This is a genomic window from Alkalibacillus almallahensis (assembly GCF_011761495.1).
GTDB classification, from domain to species: Bacteria; Bacillota; Bacilli; order Bacillales; family Alkalibacillaceae; genus Alkalibacillus; species Alkalibacillus almallahensis.
Map to the genome: position 1 here is coordinate 51,144 of NZ_JAASRU010000004.1, position 16,187 is coordinate 67,330.

Here is a 16,187-nt window from a genome sequence, read left to right on the forward strand (position 1 = left end):
TATGAGTAAAATTTCTGTAAGTCAAATCACAAAAGTTTTTGGTCAAAATCCAAAACAAGGATTAGAACGCTTAAATCAAGGTTATTCAAAAGACGAAATTTTAGCTGATACAGGCAATACTGTTGGTGTAAACCAAGCTTCCTTCAATGTAGAAGAAGGCGAAATATTCGTTATTATGGGTCTTTCTGGTAGTGGTAAATCAACACTCATCAGACTTGTTAACCGTCTGATCGAACCAACATCTGGTCAAGTGTATATCGACGATGAAGAAATTACCAACATGAATAAAGAAGACTTAATTGAAGCCCGACGTCAGAAATTAGGCATGGTTTTCCAAAACTTTGGCCTATTCCCTCACCGCACTGTAATTGGAAATGTTGCTTACGGTTTAGAAATTCAAGGTGTAGAGAAAGAAGAACAAATTGAAAAAGCTAAACAATCGATCGTAGACGTTGGTCTAAATGGGTACGAAAACAGTTACCCGAGCGAATTAAGTGGTGGGATGCAACAGCGTGTGGGTCTCGCCCGCGCCCTAGCTAATGATACTGATATATTACTAATGGACGAAGCCTTCAGTGCACTTGACCCACTTATACGTAAAGACATGCAAGATGAACTACTTCGTTTACAAAAACGACTCGGCAAAACCGTGTTATTTATTACACATGATTTGGACGAAGCCCTTAAGCTAGGTGATCGAATCGCTATTATGAAAGATGGCCAAATCGTACAAGTTGGTTCATCGGAAGAAATTTTAGAAAACCCTGCAAACGATTACGTAAGTAACTTCGTAAAAGATGTTGACCGTTCCAAAGTATTAGATGCATCACAAGTCATGAGAAGACCTGAAGTATTAACAACATATAAAAACGGACCACGCACTGCTGTCCGTAAAATGGAAGAGTTCGGAGCATCAAGTATTTTCGTAGTCGACCGTGATGAACGTTTTCAAGGTTTATTAACGATTGATGATGCGATCCGCTCACACAAAGAAGACATACCTATGGAAGATGTATTAAAACAAGACATCCATAAAACAACACCTGATACACCTTTGAATGATTTAATCGGGATTGCTGTAGAAACGAAATATCCGATTGTTGTCCTCGATGAAGACAACAAACTACTAGGCATTATTTCACGCGTCTCTATTCTTTCAGGGCTTGTTCTAGGTAAAGAACATGACGAGGAGGTGACTGAAGCATGAACTATTTCTACTTTCCATTAGAACAGTGGACAAATACATTTGTTAATGAATGGTTTTTACCAACATTCAGTAGTGCATTTGAATCGATTAGTGTTGTTTTAAATAGTTTCGTTGATTTCGTTACTAATACACTATTGTTCATTCCAGCTGAATTATTTACATTAATCCTGGTTTTAATCGCGTGGAGACTAGGAGGTAAAGGTCTCGCCTTCTTCACTTTGATTGGCATGCTTTACCTTGGCTCCGTCGATATTTGGGAAGAATCGATGAATACCCTATCGATCGTAATTGTATCAACCTTTGTTTCATTAGTGATCGGTATTCCAGTCGGCATCTTTAGTGCCATGAATAATAAGATTCAAGCAGTTGTAAGACCAACATTGGATTTCATGCAGACACTACCAAGTTTCGTTTATTTAATTCCAGCCGTCTTACTATTTGGTTTAGGTGGCGTGTCAGCAGTGATTGCGACATTTATCTTCGCAGCTCCTCCTGCTGTCCGTATGACAAACCTAGGTATTCGACACGTACCAAAAGAAGTGATCGAAGCATCCAAAGCATTCGGCTCCACGTCGAAACAGCTTTTATTTAAAGTTCAATTACCACTTGCAGTACCAAGCATTATGGCAGGTGTTAACCAAACCATTATGTTATCTCTATCGATGGCGGTAATTGCCTCAATGATCGGCGCTCCTGGACTTGGAGCAACAGTATTAACATCTATTTCACGTGTTAATATTGGCCTCGGCCTTGTCGGTGGTTTAGGAATTGTTGTACTAGCGATTATTCTTGACCGAATCACTCAAGGAATCGGCCAAAATACAAAATAAAACTATTAAACTATGAAGGAGAGATTTTTCATGAAGAAACTATTAATAACGTTAACAGCTTTCGCTCTAATCGCTCTTGCTGCGTGTGGCGGATCTGGCGACAGCAACGGTGAAGGCAGTAGTGACAATGGCTCATCAGAAGATAAAGGTACTATTACAATGGGAGTTACCCCTTGGACAAGTACCGTCCCTCCTACAAAGATCGCAAAATTAATTATTGAAGATATGGGTTACACAATTGAGGAGACACAAGCTGATGTAAGTTCAATTTTCATGGGACTTTCTCGCGGTGACATTGATGTATTCATGGACTCATGGATGCCAGTTCATCAAAACTACTTTGATGAATATGAAGATTCAATCGAGAGTACATCTATTAGTTATGAAGACGCATCATCAGGTCTAGTCGTTCCAACATATGTTGAAGGTATTGAAACGACTGCTGATCTTGAAGGCAAGGAAGACATGTTTGGCAACGAAATCTACGGTATTGAAGAAGGTGCAAGTGCAACAGAAGAGATCGATAACTTTATTGAAGCTAACAATCTTGATTTCGAACAAGTTAACTCATCTGAAGGCGGTATGATCGCTGAAGCTCAACGTAAAATCAGCAACGAAGAACCAGTTATTTTCTATGGTTGGAGACCACACACGATGTTTAATGAATTTGATCTGAAAGTAATTGAAGATGAATCAGGTGAATTTTTCGAATCATCAACTATTCACGTTGTTACGAACAATCAAGTTTCCGAAGATCATTCTGACGTATACGACTTCCTTTCTAACTGGAGTATTCCTATCGAAGATGTCGAAGAAATGATTGTCAAAATCGAAAACGGGCAAAATGAAGAAGAAGTGGCACAAGAATGGATCGATAACAACCAAGATAAAGTTGACGAAATGCTAGGTAACTAAGCTCCCCCATTAAATAATAAAAATTGGTCTGCCTTAATACAAGGCAGACCTTTTACTATCAAATTCTATGAAGGAGTGACATGATGTCTGAACAAATCATAATCGAACGTGACATCCCATGTGAATTACGTGATGGTACAACATTATATGCAAATGTCTATCGGCCGAATCAAGACGGTGAGTGCCCAGCTCTTTTAACTCGATTACCCTATAATAAAAACCTACCAAATTTCTCTCATCGTTATATTGATCCCATTAAAATAGCATTAGCTGGTTATGTCGTCATTATTCAAGATGTACGAGGGCGTTTTTCATCTGAAGGTGAATTCCACCCCTTTCAACAAGAATTCTATGACGGATATGATAGTGTTGAATGGGCTGCTTCATTACCCTATAGTAATGGTCATGTCGGTATGTTTGGCCTATCTTATTATGGCTTCACACAACTATTTGCTGCGATGACAAATCCCCCTTCGTTAAAAGCAATATTCCCTGCATTTACAGGACATGACATCGCGAATGGGTTCTCATATCGAGATGGCGCAGTCGAATTAGGCAAGCTACAAACTTGGCTCTTGGATTCTGTCGCGCCTGATTATTTAAAACGCAAGCAGTCAAACACAGAATACGAAAAAACAGAAGAATTACTATTAAACGACCTAGAGCAAATTTTCCAGTGGCACTCTTATACACCATATGAGGCATGGCCTCCTGCTAAGAAGCACCCTGCTTTATATGATTTATACGTTCGTTATATGAACAATAATCTAATGGCGAATGAGGATCAATTTTCTATTGAGAATGTGAATATTCCTGGACTACATTTGGCTGGTTGGTATGATTGTTTTCTCAATCAAACCATTGATAATTATGCTAAGGTACATCCTCAAAATGACAATCAAAAATTAATCATCGGTCCTTGGGGGCATGGTGTTTTCAGTCCGTTTTTCGGTGAGCGTTATTTCGGATTAAAAGCATCCGATGACCAGGTAAACGGTCAATACGATCTAACGTCACTTCATATTGAATGGTTTAATTATTGGTTAAAAGGAATTTCTAATGATTTAGTAGACCATGAAGCTCCTATTCAATTATTTGTTATGGGGGATAATCAATGGCGTTCTGAATATGAATGGCCACTTAATCGAACGAATTACAAACCGTTATATGTCACCAATGATGGATTAGACTTTCAACATCCAAATGAGACTTTTAGTTATTCAACATATGATTACGCCCCAGAAGATCCAGTACCAACAAAAGGTGGTCCAACGTTATTAATGCATAATGTTAATACAGGACCGCTAGATCAACAAAATATAGAATCACGCGATGATGTGCTTGTGTTTACAAGCGAAACTTTAACTAAACCTCTTGAAATAACAGGACCTGTTAAAGCTTATATTTACGCATCATCAGACGCAGTTGATACAGACTTTACTGTGAAATTAACTGATGTACTGCCAGATGGTCGTTCAATCAATGTCACTGAAGGAATTGTTCGTGCCACACATCAACATCCTGATTTTAAAGCTAATCAAATAACTTTATTCGAGATTGATCTTTGGGCTACAAGTCAGGTCTTTTTACAAGGGCATGCCATACGCATCCAAATCGCATCAAGCAACTTCCCTGTGTATGATGTGAACCCAAATACAGGCGCAACTTTAAAAGATACGACCAAAACTCAAATCGCCAAACAAACTATCTATCATGATGATAAACATCCTTCACATATCCTTTTACCGATTATTCCACGATAACGAAGAAGTCGCACCCTTAACTGGATGCGACTTCTTTATTTACCAACAAACATTTGTGTCCAATAAGTTTGACCGCCATCTTTTACATAACCAACTCCAATATGAGTAAAGTCTTCATGTAAAATATTTTCGCGGTGACCTTCGCTGTTCATCCAACCTTCCATCACTTCTTCAGCCGTACGCTGACCTTTTGCTAGGTTTTCACCAGCTTGCCGATAAGTTAACCCGAATTCGTCCATCATATCAAAAGGACTTCCATAAGTCGGCGATTCGTGAGCGAAGTAATTATTGACTGCCATATCTCGCGACTTTTCTCGTGCTACAACACTGGCTTCTTCTGAGAATTCCAAGCGATTCAGATCATGTTCTGCTCGTTTTTCGTTCACAAGTTTATGAACTTCTTCCTCTAATTCCTGAATCTCAAAATCAGCCGTATCTATATCATTCGTCGTTTCTTGGTTTTCCATCTGACTTGGGTTAAACGTTGGTGTTGCCTCTTGATCGAGGTTCATTAGTCTATCTGCCATATCGTCTACTGTATTAACAACCTGCAAAGCCACTGACTCGAAATCAATCGACGAAAAGCGTTCTTGCGCATCTTCAGTTGCTTCACCTATCGTAACGCGGTCTTCCCCATCTGTAATGAGCTGTTGAACCGGAAAGAAATATAAAATTCCGAACACGATGGCTACGACCAACAACATTCTAATCATAGTTATGGCCCCTTCTGTATAGTAACTAACTACATTATACGCTATTTTCTCCTATAATTAACATGAAAAGCTTGGGAAATCGAAAAAATGATGCACGAGTGGGAGGACTTGATATTGAGATGATGAGGATAGTCTAGCTGAATTGACCTCGAGCTTCCTATGGTGCTAGGAAGTCAGTTACGGTTTTATTAAAAAACACAAGCCAGATTGTTCGGCTTGTGTTGGTCGATGGAGCATATCGGGCTCGAACCGATGACCTTCGCGCTGCCAGCACGACGCTCTCCCTGCTGAGCTAATGCCCCGTATTCAATTCCAGAAGTATTATAGCACACGATTTACTTGCTTTAAAAGAACTTCATTAGATTTTGAATTTATTTCATATTTCCCCTCAGTTTTGAAATAATCAATCGAACTTATCTCATAAATTACCTTAGTATTGAAATAACTTAGAGAACTTATTTCAAAAATTAAAGAGGATGCACCTAATAGTAACGGGTTCTGTTCAGAGGTGCACACAGCCATAAACACATATTATTTCACACGTGAATTCGCATTTGAATTCACGTGTTTTATTTTACTGATAAATCAAGGAATTAAAGAGTTTTGATATTATAATCGCACTCTAAATCACATTGCTATTCACAGGGTCTGAAATAAATATTGTAGTGGTTGTGAATTTGTTGTGATTTTTGTGTGAATCATTTTTTAAATCAAGGTTAGATAGTAAATTATGTTAAAATTAATAGTAGGAACATAAAAACTTATTAAGAAATGTACTTAAAGCAACCGTGCAGGATATGTCAAGCCGATAAGGGGGAGATATATGAGATTACTTGAAAAAGTGTTAACAGCAATATTATCAGGAATAATTTTTTCACTTGGATTAACCTTTGTTTGGGATGTTTGGATGTACTTTTGGGGTTACCTATTCGTTTCATCTGCAATGTTTTTAATAGTTGGCATTCTTTTCTCGATTTTAGTAGATAAAATTACAGGAAACGTTAAATCATATAGATATCTATACTTGGTTCTTTTTTATCTCTTAGGTGGGGTATTATTAAATTTGATTTTATATTTGTTTCTTTTTACAGAAGGCTTTTCAAGAGAGACATATAATATGTTTATATTGGGAATAGTTGCTTCATTATTGTACTTGCACATATTGCTGATAAATAGAAAATTTCTGATGGCAAAATGGCTTTAACAGCAATGACCAAACTATAAAGGGACTTAGAAAAAATTCTAAGTCCCTTTTTTGATGTGGTTTCTAATGTGCATTTAGTGTGAATTCCTTTGTGAATTGCCTTGTGATTTTAAATGCGATTTAGTGTTTTGCACCTCACAACGGAACCCGTTAACCTAATAGCGCATCCTCTTTCTATGAGCTTCTATTTAGTAATGAACATCTGTGTCCAATACGTGGTTCCTTGTGATTCTACATAGCCAACGCCGATATGCGTAAATTGGTCGTTTAGGATGTTTTCGCGGTGCCCTTCACTATTCATCCAACCTTGCATAACAGACTCTGGAGAGCGCTGTCCTTGCGCAATATTCTCTCCAGCACGACGATAATCGATTCCGTAATCTGACATCATATCAAATGGAGACCCATACGTCGGTGACTGGTGACTAAAGTAACCTTGGTTCGCCATGTCTTGTGACTTATCACGAGCAACGTTACTTAGTTCTTCTGAAAGTGTTAAAGGTTGTAATCCGCGTTTCTCTCTTTCTTTATTCACTAGATTGACAACCTGTTCTTCGAATGAATGTCCTTCAGTTGACTGATCGGCTTGTTCATTTTCTGTTTGATTAGATTCTTCTATTTGATCATTTGCTTGTTCTTGTTCTCGTTCTTGTTGATTACTCTCTTGTTCTTGAGTAGATTCTTGTTGACCTGTTTGATCAGTGTTTTGATTCTGCTCAGACTGGTTAAACCAATCCCAAACATTGAACCAATTTGTATTATTGAATTGTACTTGTTCATACTGTCGTTCGATATCAGCTGAACTTGGTGTGACAACAAACACCACTGACAACATGATCATTAAGATCGTTAATCCTGTTGTTCTTAACATTTAAAGTTTCCTCCTTTTTGTTGACCCCCAACGCCTATCAGTATGGAGGTGACCTCGCAACAGGACAAGGGTATTAAGGAAACCAAATTATGGATGCAACATACAATCATTCAAATTACTGACACAACAGGATTTCACAGCTTTTTGGTAAGTTATTCAAATGTCTTTATCGTTCTGCTCTGTTAAAGTTTAGCATTGATTTTCTATTAATCTAGCACTAAGTTGTTGAATTGTGAGAAGCGAAGGTGGCGACTCCTGGTCGACTAAGTTCGGTCACGTCCTGTGACCAACGTCGACATTAGGCCGTCCTGGCCGTCACGGGAATAGCACGAGTCTCGAGACCCCGCAGGCTGCGTTTTTTGGCCGAGCGATGCACCTGCGTCTTCTAGCAAAGCTTCGAAGTAGGCTTCCTCGGTGCAAGTAACAAAGAAGCTTATTCGATGAAGTTGCCTGGCTCGAGCCGTGCCCGCGGAAAGCGTCCACCGGGAGCGTATCACAATCTCGACAACGGACTTTAACAAAGGTTGTCGTTTAAAAATAGCACTATTAAAACTGCCATTCAGGTTTCATCGACCAGACTAGTAGACCAATCCAGGCCACTAACGTCCATCCAATTAATAGATTAGCAACGACAATCAAGGTACGATGCGGATGCTGATTATTGACCGCAAAAAATGTGGGCGTTAAATAAAGTAACAAGCTCACAACACCTAAGATTACGAATAATATGACTAAACCTGTCATCAAACATCACCTCAAATAGCCTTCATTCATGTTAAGATAAAATCAAACTTTTTCTAAAGGAGAAATCAATATGTTAAAAACATTCCACCTCAAAACAGACTATCATGACCAAATGATTGATGTCACAAACGAAATCAAATCATGGATCAAGCAGATTGGCTTACAAGACGGTGTTATAGTTGTTAGTTCCATGCATACCACAGCTGGTTTAACTGTGAACGAGAACGCCGACCCTGATGTCAAAACGGATATGCTTAGACGGTTCCGTGAAATTTATCCTTGGAATGACTCACAAGATCGTCATATGGAAGGCAATACAGCCGCACATATGAAGACGAGCACAGTCGGTCACGCCCAAACACTAATCATTGACCAAGGTGAACTCGTCTTAGGCACATGGCAAGGACTTTATTTTTGCGAATTTGACGGCCCACGTAATCGCAAATTTATGGCAAAAGTGATCGGGTAAACATTAAGCGTAGTCAAATGACTACGCTTCGCCCGCTTCTTTTTTCGCTTCTTCTTCAACACGATCCATAAACGTTGTCAGTACTTGATCATTACTTTTTCGAGACATCAGCTTCATCATCAATTTTCCGAACCAATTAGTCCCTTCATTTTGTCCTTCATAGATAAATAGTGTCTCTGATTCACTTTGTTTCTTCAGTGTATATTCGGTTTCGATTTTAAATGCCTTTCCAATCGAAAACTGAATCCGCCAATTTTTTTCATCTGGTTGGTCGCTATGTTTAATTGTTTCTACAATATATGTCTCAATACGTTTCCCTTCCTGATAGGATTGTTCGTATTTTGCTCCTGCTTCACCCGGCTCACCTTCAATTAATTCGTGCTTCACGACGTTTGGCATAATTCGTTGAAGTTGATCTGGTTGAAATAACGCCCATACATAGTCAATATGGACAGGAATCACTCGCTCTTCTTGCCATTGCAACATCAAATATCCGCCTTTCTATCCAAAATGATAGTTTAATTGTTACATAATTGTTATGACAACACAACGTTTAGCCCTTAGCACCAACGGGAAATAATCAGATAATGAGGTGATCAAAATGACACAACATATTTACATCATTCGTCATGCACAAGCGACTGGTCAAGAACCTGAAGCACGCTTAACGACAATAGGTGAGCAACAAGCATACAGTTTAGCTAAATTTTTAAATCAATACAAGATCGATCGGATTATAACAAGCCCATTTATTCGTGCGGTTCATACGATTGAACCTTTTGCTCGCGAGCACGGTTATCCTATTGAGCTTGATCGAAGAATTGGCGAAGGGTTAATTAATGAGAGGCAATTTTCACGTTGGCTCACGCATTTAACCAATCAATTTCAAGATGTCTCGTTCACTCCAATCGAGACTGATTCGCCAGAAAATAAACGTGAGCGTGCAATTGAGGCTATTGAAGATATTAAGAAAGAGTCTAACACTTCAACAGCCATTGTATCTCACGGCGGAATCATCCCGTTGCTCTTCCACCATTTCGGTTACGGAGCTGCCTTCTCTCGTCTCACAAACCCAGACGTTCATCTATTAACGATTTCTGAAACAGATACTACAATCGAAAGAATTTGGCAACCTTACTAACCTACATCTCAAACAGATGTAGGTTTTTTAATGAAAAACCGAACGATTTTAATCCAACTTGAGATAAAGTTCATTTTTTAGCACAAACCTATTGAATTATTATTCTTAATCATTTATTCTTTTATTTGGAGCGAACATAAACAAAAAATAATTATAAAACATTCGTTTTTTAGGAGTGATTCTACATGAGCACAAGTTTTGATTATGAAGATATCCAGTTAATCCCGAATAAATGTATTGTCCAAAGCCGTAAAGAATGTGATCCGTCTATTCAATTTGGTCCACACTGGTTCCGCCTTCCCGTGGTACCAGCCAATATGCAAACGGTGATCGATGAAGACCTAGCTCAAACCCTAGCCCAAAACCACTATTTCTATATTATGCATCGTTTTAACCCTGAGCGTCGTTTCAATTTTGTTGAAATGATGAAACAAGAAGGACTAATTGCATCTATAAGTATTGGTGTCAAAGAAGAAGAAATCATGCTTATCCAAGATTTGGCTGCTGCATCACTAGAACCAGACTATATCACAATTGATGTTGCTCACGGGCATTCAGACGCAGTCATCCATATGATTCAGACGATTAAACGCGAATTACCTAACAGCTTCGTCATCGCAGGTAATGTCGGCACGCCTGAGGGTGTAAAAGAATTAGAAGAAGCAGGTGCTGATGCCACGAAAATTGGTATTGGTCCTGGAAAGGCTTGCATCACGAAGTTAAAAACAGGTTTTGGTACAGGGGGCTGGCAATTAAATGCCATTGAATGGTGTGCTGAAGTCGCAACTAAACCAATTATCGCGGACGGCGGCATTCGGACTCACGGTGATATCGCTAAATCAATTCGTTTCGGCGCATCGATGGTCATGATTGGCTCACTTTTCGCAGGCCATGATGAATCTCCTGGGGAACTTGTCACTGTAGAGGGTACTACTTTTAAGACTTACTTCGGCTCTGCTTCTGAATTTCAAAAAGGCGAAAGAAAAAATGTCGAAGGTAAGAAGCTCCATGTTCCTTATAAAGGTGCCCTACAGGATACTTTACAAAGCATGACGGAAGATTTGCAGTCAGCAATCTCTTATGCGGGTGGCACAACGCTAGAAGCACTAAGAACAGTGGATTATGTCATGGTTAAAAATACGATTCGTAACGGTGATTAACTTTTGACAGCGACTTAGTCGTATCGGTTATACTATAAATCATAGTATAACGACAACGAGGTGAAACAAATGACCAAACAATCATTCCATACACAAATCGTGCATCAAAAAATTAATCAATCTGAAGCAACGAGTTCTAAAACAACACCAATCTATCAAACGTCAGCCTTTACGTTTCACGACCTTGATCATATCGAACAGTATTACGAGGGCGAGGTTCCTTATCTATATACACGTGAAAACAATCCAAACACCGCGGAAGTAGGCCAAACCATTGCCCAGCTCGAACAAGCTCCAGCAGGCTTTGCATCCTCTTCTGGCATTTCGGCGATTATGGCAGGGATTTTATCCGTCGTTCAAGCAGGCGAACACATTGTCGCGGCACAGGATCTATATGGCGGCACGCAACAATTAATTACAAAACAATTATCAAGCTTAGGCATCGATTATACATTAGTCGACTTCAGCTCTTCTGAAGCTATTGAAAAAGCCATTCAATCGAACACAAAATTATTAATAACAGAATCCATTACAAATCCATTTCTACGAGTTGAAAATCTAAATACACTCGTAGAGATCGCGAAAAACCATCATCTCAAAACAATGGTCGACAACACATTCGCAACCCCATATCTATTAAATCCTTATACATGGGGAATTGATCTAGTCGTACATAGTGCCACAAAATACATTGGTGGCCATAGCGATGTGACATCAGGTGTCTTAGTAGGACATAACGATTTGATCGACCTTGCTAATAAAAAAGTTGTCGGGCTCGGCATGAATCTAAGTCCATTTGAAGCATGGTTAACAGAACGCGGGGCGAAAACACTGGCTTTACGCATGCGTGAGCAATCTGCCAACGCTCAACAAGTGGCGATGCATCTCGAGGAAAATGATAGCGTGAAACAAGTCTTTTATCCTGAAAATGTTTCAAATCGTGGCAATGGTGCGATCGTCACGATTGAACTAGCTCACAACCTTGATGTTCCGACATTTTTTAAATCACTTGGATGGATTAAAATTGCACCAACATTAGCTGGTGTGGAAACGACTGTATCCTACCCGAGCAAAACTTCACACCGCGCCTTAACAGAAGAAGAACGCGAAAACCTTGGCATTAATGATTACGTCGTTCGTATTTCAATCGGTATTGAAGAAGGCGATGATATCGTTAGTCAATTGAATGAAGCGATTGCGAACGCTACAACAACTTAAGTATTAAGCCATTCATCTACTCGGCTTCGCTTTTTAAATAGCAAGCTAAAAACGCTCAGAAAATATTCTGAGCGTTTTTTTAATCATTAATTTCCGCATTTAATGACAGTACCCGTTACTTGAACAAGGCTTCTTCTAGTATTTCAATCACCCTTACAAATCATGTATTCTGATCATTTCTCCAATATTTAAGCCTAACCAAGCACCCATAAACGGAAAAGCATCGATAGGAAAGTTAAAGATTGCAGTTTCATAATCCTCAACAAACGTTAAAACTGTAACAATGACACTTAACAGACTCATGAAAACAAGTTCGATTATTTTCCTTCTCCTCCAACGTTCCTCTCCTAATTGAGTTCTATCAAACTTCTGCACCCGCCTATTTGTCTTTGTACCAACAAACTTTCCTGTCGTTAGGATATACAAAGTGACAGCTAATACGATCCATGATAATAAACAAATCATTCCATGAAGAACGAGTACATTTCCATTCTCGGCAAAATAACCGATCAGCACGAACAACAACAGCATCAAAAGATTGAATTGGATTAATTGCTTCGTTTTTAATTGTTTAACTTCTTCTATATCCCAATCTGTTTCCTCCATTTTATCCCCCCTTTCTTCAACTCAATAACTTTTTTGAACATAACTAGTCCGCTAGTTTAAGAACATACTTTCACAATTTTAACATAATTTTCTTTTATCAAAGATTATAAAATGATTACATGAGGTCATATCTGTTTCACTATCTCCACGATATTTATCTCATAACTTGGTAGAAGTCGTGACGCTAAGCAGCACATTGATAAACAACGAAATATTTGGCATTAATGTTTTGTATTACAAGTTGATATAGATATAATGTAAATATATTCTAAATAACAAGTTATTTCTGTTTTATTTATATACTTGGTATTGCAAGTTATAGCCTGAAAAGCGAAAGAGTGTGTTAGAAAATTTCTAATTCTTAAAGGTCATTTATTGAGCGATGGGAACAGTTAAATTGCAGTGTAAACAAAATGATTAAAGGAAAGGAATGAAAGCATGATCTCAAAAGAAGGCGAACGTTTCATAGCTGATATGCGTCATTATTTAACTTCGAAAGGAAAGACCGATGCAGAAATCGAGGGATTATTGGAAACGGCAAAGGGGCATTTAATCGAGGGTGAAAAAGAAGGCAAATCAGTTGAAGATATTTTCGGCAAATCACCTGAAGCATATGCTAAAGCACTCGATTCTGTCATGACCGTATCAACAAAAGAAGATACCAAGCATTTAATAAATTTTATTATAGTCATATTTTCAGCAGTCTTTATTAACAATCTTTTAAATGCTCCACTTAATGTATCACTTTTAGAATTAATTGGCTTCCCCTCTATGTTCATTTTGTGGATTTTAGCTATTTTTCTTGGTTTAAGAGTTAAACTTTCAAAATCAGATATAATGAATTGGATTTCTATTTTTCTACTTGCGATGGTGCCAAGTTCTGTGACAGTGGGCGTTATGTATTTTAGAAATTTTTATGACCCTACGATATTCACATTAGACGGAGCGCCAAGGTATATATTAGCTGCTATTGTCGCCATCCCCATGCTTATGAGTGTTTTCAGCTTGATTAAATACTATCGAAATTTGAATCTAACCATTAAAAAGCGCTCATAAAAGTATCTGAGCGCTTAAGGTTACTATTTATTAGGTTATTTCTACTAAATGTGATTGAGCCCAAAGCATTCCTTTTATATCAAGTCCATTTTCTTCAATCCTTGCTCAATGCCATCTTGATCAGCATCTGGCGTTATATATGATGCGGTTTCTTTCGCACGGTCGTGACCGTCTTCCATGGCAAAACTGTGCTTGAATTGCGCTAACATTTCTAGGTCATTCAAGGAATCACCAAAAACAACGACGCGGTCTTCTGGTAATTCAACTTGCTTTAGCACATGTTGAATCCCTTCTGCTTTTGATCCGCCTTGAGGTATCACGTCGACTGAATAAGGGTGCCAACGGAGAAAATCAAACTCAGGGTATGCCGCTTCATACTCTTGCTCTTCCCCGGCTTTACAAAACAGTAACCCTTGATAAATATCACGTTCTTTATACGTAGGATCGTAATCAGCTATTTGTCCGAGTTTCAATGTCGCAATCGCCTCAGACACATAACTACTCGATTGAACATTGGCTTTCATATCTTCTTGGTCGAGGTAAACTATTGGATGATCGTTAGTATTTGCTTGGTTCACCATACGTTCTAAACTCTCAGGTTTAAGTGGATTGCGGTAAATTGAGTCACCATCTAATACTACATATTGCCCGTTAAAACTAATATATGTATCAATATTTAATTGCTTTCTTACATGTTCATACATAAACGGAGCACGTCCAGTTGCAATCGCGACGATGTGCCCATTATCCTTTAACATTTGGACCGCTTGTCGTGCTGATTCAGGTACACTTTTAGACCGATCAAGCAATGTCCCATCTAAGTCAAAAAAGACGATGTGTTGGTCCATCTAACTCCCTCCTATTTCCTTAACTGTCATCTAATCATTCAAATTTTAACATATTTCATTTATTCTATGCTCGCTTGTCATAAAAGCGTTAAGTTTTCGGGTAAATAACTTGTTTTAGTACGGGAACTTTGGTACAGTAAAATTACAACTTAAACGTTCTTATTTTAAACGAATTTAAAGTAAGGATAGAGGCGCAAACACCATAAGTACTTATGTTGAGGAGAGTGAGCTCTTGCGATGCATGAGGAAAGGGGGATTTGCCGAAGCTTGATGATCCTCACAATCATGAAGCTGGTTCTGCATTAAAGAAGTGCAGGGCTGTCATATAGGCGACTATATGGAGGGCTATCTGACTTAGGACATTTTGACGTTCTAAAGCAACAACGGGCCTAGTCGCTACGTTGTTGCTTTTTTGGTCCTCCACACCTAGAAGGACAGTAAAAATATTAACAAAAGGTGTGTGATTAGATGAATTTCGGACAAGTATTAACAGCTATGGTAACCCCATTTGATCAACATGGTGATGTTGATTTTGATGCAACACGTACACTCATTAATTATTTATTAAACAATGGCACGGACGGCTTAGTCGTAGCCGGTACGACAGGTGAATCGCCGACATTAACACATGAAGAGAAACTACAGCTCTTCCGTTTTGTAACAGAAGAAGTCAATGGTCGCGTTCCCGTCATTGCCAATACAGGTTCTAATAATACGCGTGCTTCTATCCAGTTATCACAAGAAGCTGAATCCATTGGTGTCGATGCAGTCATGCTCGTAACACCTTACTACAACAAACCTTCTCAAGAAGGGATGTTCCAACACTTCAGCACAATCGCTGAAAGCATTGAAACACCTGTGATGCTTTATAATATCCCAGGACGTAGTGCCGTTGGAATGACGGCTGATACAATTGTGCGCTTATCGCAAGTTGATAACATTGTTTCTATTAAAGAAGCGAGTGGTGATCTTGATCAAGTCACAACGATCATTAATCAAACTAGTGATGATTTCACACTTTATACAGGTGAGGACAGCCAAACACTGCCTACATTCGCAGTTGGAGGTATTGGTGTTGTATCTGTTTCATCGCATATTCTCGGCAATGAAATGCAAGATATGTTAAACGCACATCGAAATGGCGACACAGCTTATGCTGCTAGAATGCATGGGTATGTGATGCCATTTATGAACGCGATGTTCTCGGCACCAAGTCCAACTCCGGTCAAAGAAGCACTTAATCAAGTAGGAGTTCCAGTCGGAAGCGTCCGTCTCCCTCTTATTCCATTGAATGATACGGAACGCGCTGCTTTAACCCCGATGATCCAGAGTTATACAACAAGCCAAGACGTTGGCTAATATAATAGACCAGCTGAAGTTTAAACTTTAGCTGGTCTACTTTTTTGTTTATTGTTAAACTAATATAAAATTGTTGCCGCTAG

At 38.8% G+C, this 16,187-nt stretch carries 17 protein-coding genes, 1 tRNA gene and 1 riboswitch; of the genes, 11 read left to right on the forward strand and 7 right to left on the reverse strand.

Annotated features, from left to right (window positions below; all coding sequences use genetic code 11):
* The first annotated feature begins 1 nt into the window (after position 1).
* The 4 genes from FHR85_RS04835 to FHR85_RS04850 all read left to right on the forward strand — a co-directional run bounded on the left by FHR85_RS04835 (position 2) and on the right by FHR85_RS04850 (position 4,715).
* Positions 2-1,207, forward strand: coding sequence for a quaternary amine ABC transporter ATP-binding protein (locus FHR85_RS04835; protein WP_167261681.1), 1,206 nt, complete (start codon positions 2-4; stop codon positions 1,205-1,207).
* Complete coding sequence (locus FHR85_RS04840; RefSeq protein WP_167261683.1) at positions 1,204-2,037, forward strand: ABC transporter permease; 834 nt, start codon at positions 1,204-1,206, stop codon at positions 2,035-2,037. Before FHR85_RS04835 ends, FHR85_RS04840 begins: the two co-directional genes overlap by 4 nt.
* Before the next feature lie 30 nt (positions 2,038-2,067).
* A complete protein-coding gene (locus tag FHR85_RS04845) occupies positions 2,068-2,952 on the forward strand; it encodes a glycine betaine ABC transporter substrate-binding protein (RefSeq protein WP_167261685.1) in 885 nt (294 codons plus the stop codon).
* Positions 2,953-3,035: 83 nt separating this feature from the next.
* The gene (locus tag FHR85_RS04850; protein WP_167261687.1) at positions 3,036-4,715 is read left to right on the forward strand and encodes a CocE/NonD family hydrolase; all 1,680 of its coding nucleotides are present in this window, start codon (positions 3,036-3,038) and stop codon (positions 4,713-4,715) included.
* A gap of 35 nt (positions 4,716-4,750) precedes the next feature.
* On the opposite strand, the gene FHR85_RS04855 is transcribed toward FHR85_RS04850, so the two are convergent.
* A complete protein-coding gene (locus FHR85_RS04855) occupies positions 4,751-5,428 on the reverse strand; it encodes a CAP domain-containing protein (RefSeq protein WP_167261689.1) in 678 nt (225 codons plus the stop codon).
* A gap of 229 nt (positions 5,429-5,657) precedes the next feature.
* A tRNA-Ala gene (locus FHR85_RS04860) sits at positions 5,658-5,730 on the reverse strand.
* 521 nt (positions 5,731-6,251) lie between these two features.
* On the opposite strand from FHR85_RS04860, the gene FHR85_RS04865 reads away from it, so the two are divergent.
* Positions 6,252-6,632, forward strand: coding sequence for a hypothetical protein (locus FHR85_RS04865; RefSeq protein ID WP_167261690.1), 381 nt, complete (start codon positions 6,252-6,254; stop codon positions 6,630-6,632).
* Positions 6,633-6,816: 184 nt separating this feature from the next.
* On the opposite strand, the gene FHR85_RS04870 is transcribed toward FHR85_RS04865, so the two are convergent.
* Together FHR85_RS04870 and FHR85_RS04875 are read right to left on the reverse strand one after the other, a co-directional pair.
* On the reverse strand, positions 6,817-7,503 hold the full coding sequence (locus tag FHR85_RS04870; RefSeq protein WP_167261692.1) for a CAP domain-containing protein: 687 nt from the start codon (positions 7,501-7,503) through the stop codon (positions 6,817-6,819).
* A 546-nt stretch (positions 7,504-8,049) separates the two neighbouring features.
* The gene (locus FHR85_RS04875) at positions 8,050-8,247 is read right to left on the reverse strand and encodes a superinfection immunity protein (RefSeq protein WP_167261694.1); all 198 of its coding nucleotides are present in this window, start codon (positions 8,245-8,247) and stop codon (positions 8,050-8,052) included.
* Positions 8,248-8,317: 70 nt separating this feature from the next.
* On the opposite strand from FHR85_RS04875, the gene FHR85_RS04880 reads away from it, so the two are divergent.
* A complete protein-coding gene (locus FHR85_RS04880; RefSeq protein ID WP_167261695.1) occupies positions 8,318-8,716 on the forward strand; it encodes a secondary thiamine-phosphate synthase enzyme YjbQ in 399 nt (132 codons plus the stop codon).
* A gap of 21 nt (positions 8,717-8,737) precedes the next feature.
* Here the strand turns inward: FHR85_RS04880 and FHR85_RS04885 are convergent, their stop codons facing one another.
* Entirely contained in the window at positions 8,738-9,202 is a 465-nt protein-coding gene (locus tag FHR85_RS04885) for an SRPBCC family protein (RefSeq protein WP_167261697.1), read from the reverse strand.
* A 115-nt stretch (positions 9,203-9,317) separates the two neighbouring features.
* Here FHR85_RS04885 and FHR85_RS04890 point away from each other — a divergent pair, with 115 nt between their 5' ends.
* The 3 genes from FHR85_RS04890 to FHR85_RS04900 all read left to right on the forward strand — a co-directional run bounded on the left by FHR85_RS04890 (position 9,318) and on the right by FHR85_RS04900 (position 12,235).
* The gene (locus FHR85_RS04890; RefSeq protein ID WP_167261699.1) at positions 9,318-9,857 is read left to right on the forward strand and encodes a histidine phosphatase family protein; all 540 of its coding nucleotides are present in this window, start codon (positions 9,318-9,320) and stop codon (positions 9,855-9,857) included.
* A gap of 185 nt (positions 9,858-10,042) precedes the next feature.
* Complete coding sequence (locus FHR85_RS04895) at positions 10,043-11,017, forward strand: GMP reductase (protein WP_167261701.1); 975 nt, start codon at positions 10,043-10,045, stop codon at positions 11,015-11,017.
* Between the two features lie 69 nt (positions 11,018-11,086).
* Complete coding sequence (locus tag FHR85_RS04900) at positions 11,087-12,235, forward strand: trans-sulfuration enzyme family protein (protein ID WP_167261703.1); 1,149 nt, start codon at positions 11,087-11,089, stop codon at positions 12,233-12,235.
* Between the two features lie 153 nt (positions 12,236-12,388).
* On the opposite strand, the gene FHR85_RS04905 is transcribed toward FHR85_RS04900, so the two are convergent.
* On the reverse strand, positions 12,389-12,841 hold the full coding sequence (locus FHR85_RS04905) for a hypothetical protein (protein WP_167261705.1): 453 nt from the start codon (positions 12,839-12,841) through the stop codon (positions 12,389-12,391).
* 438 nt (positions 12,842-13,279) lie between these two features.
* Here FHR85_RS04905 and FHR85_RS04910 point away from each other — a divergent pair, with 438 nt between their 5' ends.
* Positions 13,280-13,897 carry an HAAS domain-containing protein gene (locus FHR85_RS04910; protein WP_167261707.1) on the forward strand — a complete coding sequence of 206 codons (618 nt, stop codon included), beginning with the start codon at positions 13,280-13,282 and terminating at the stop codon, positions 13,895-13,897.
* A 74-nt stretch (positions 13,898-13,971) separates the two neighbouring features.
* On the opposite strand, the gene FHR85_RS04915 is transcribed toward FHR85_RS04910, so the two are convergent.
* Entirely contained in the window at positions 13,972-14,745 is a 774-nt protein-coding gene (locus FHR85_RS04915; RefSeq protein WP_167261709.1) for a Cof-type HAD-IIB family hydrolase, read from the reverse strand.
* A gap of 178 nt (positions 14,746-14,923) precedes the next feature.
* Positions 14,924-15,101, forward strand: a riboswitch (Lysine riboswitch).
* Positions 15,102-15,213: 112 nt separating this feature from the next.
* On the opposite strand from FHR85_RS04915, the gene dapA reads away from it, so the two are divergent.
* A complete protein-coding gene (gene dapA, locus FHR85_RS04920; protein ID WP_167261710.1) occupies positions 15,214-16,104 on the forward strand; it encodes a 4-hydroxy-tetrahydrodipicolinate synthase in 891 nt (296 codons plus the stop codon).
* The last annotated feature ends 83 nt before the right edge of the window (positions 16,105-16,187 follow it).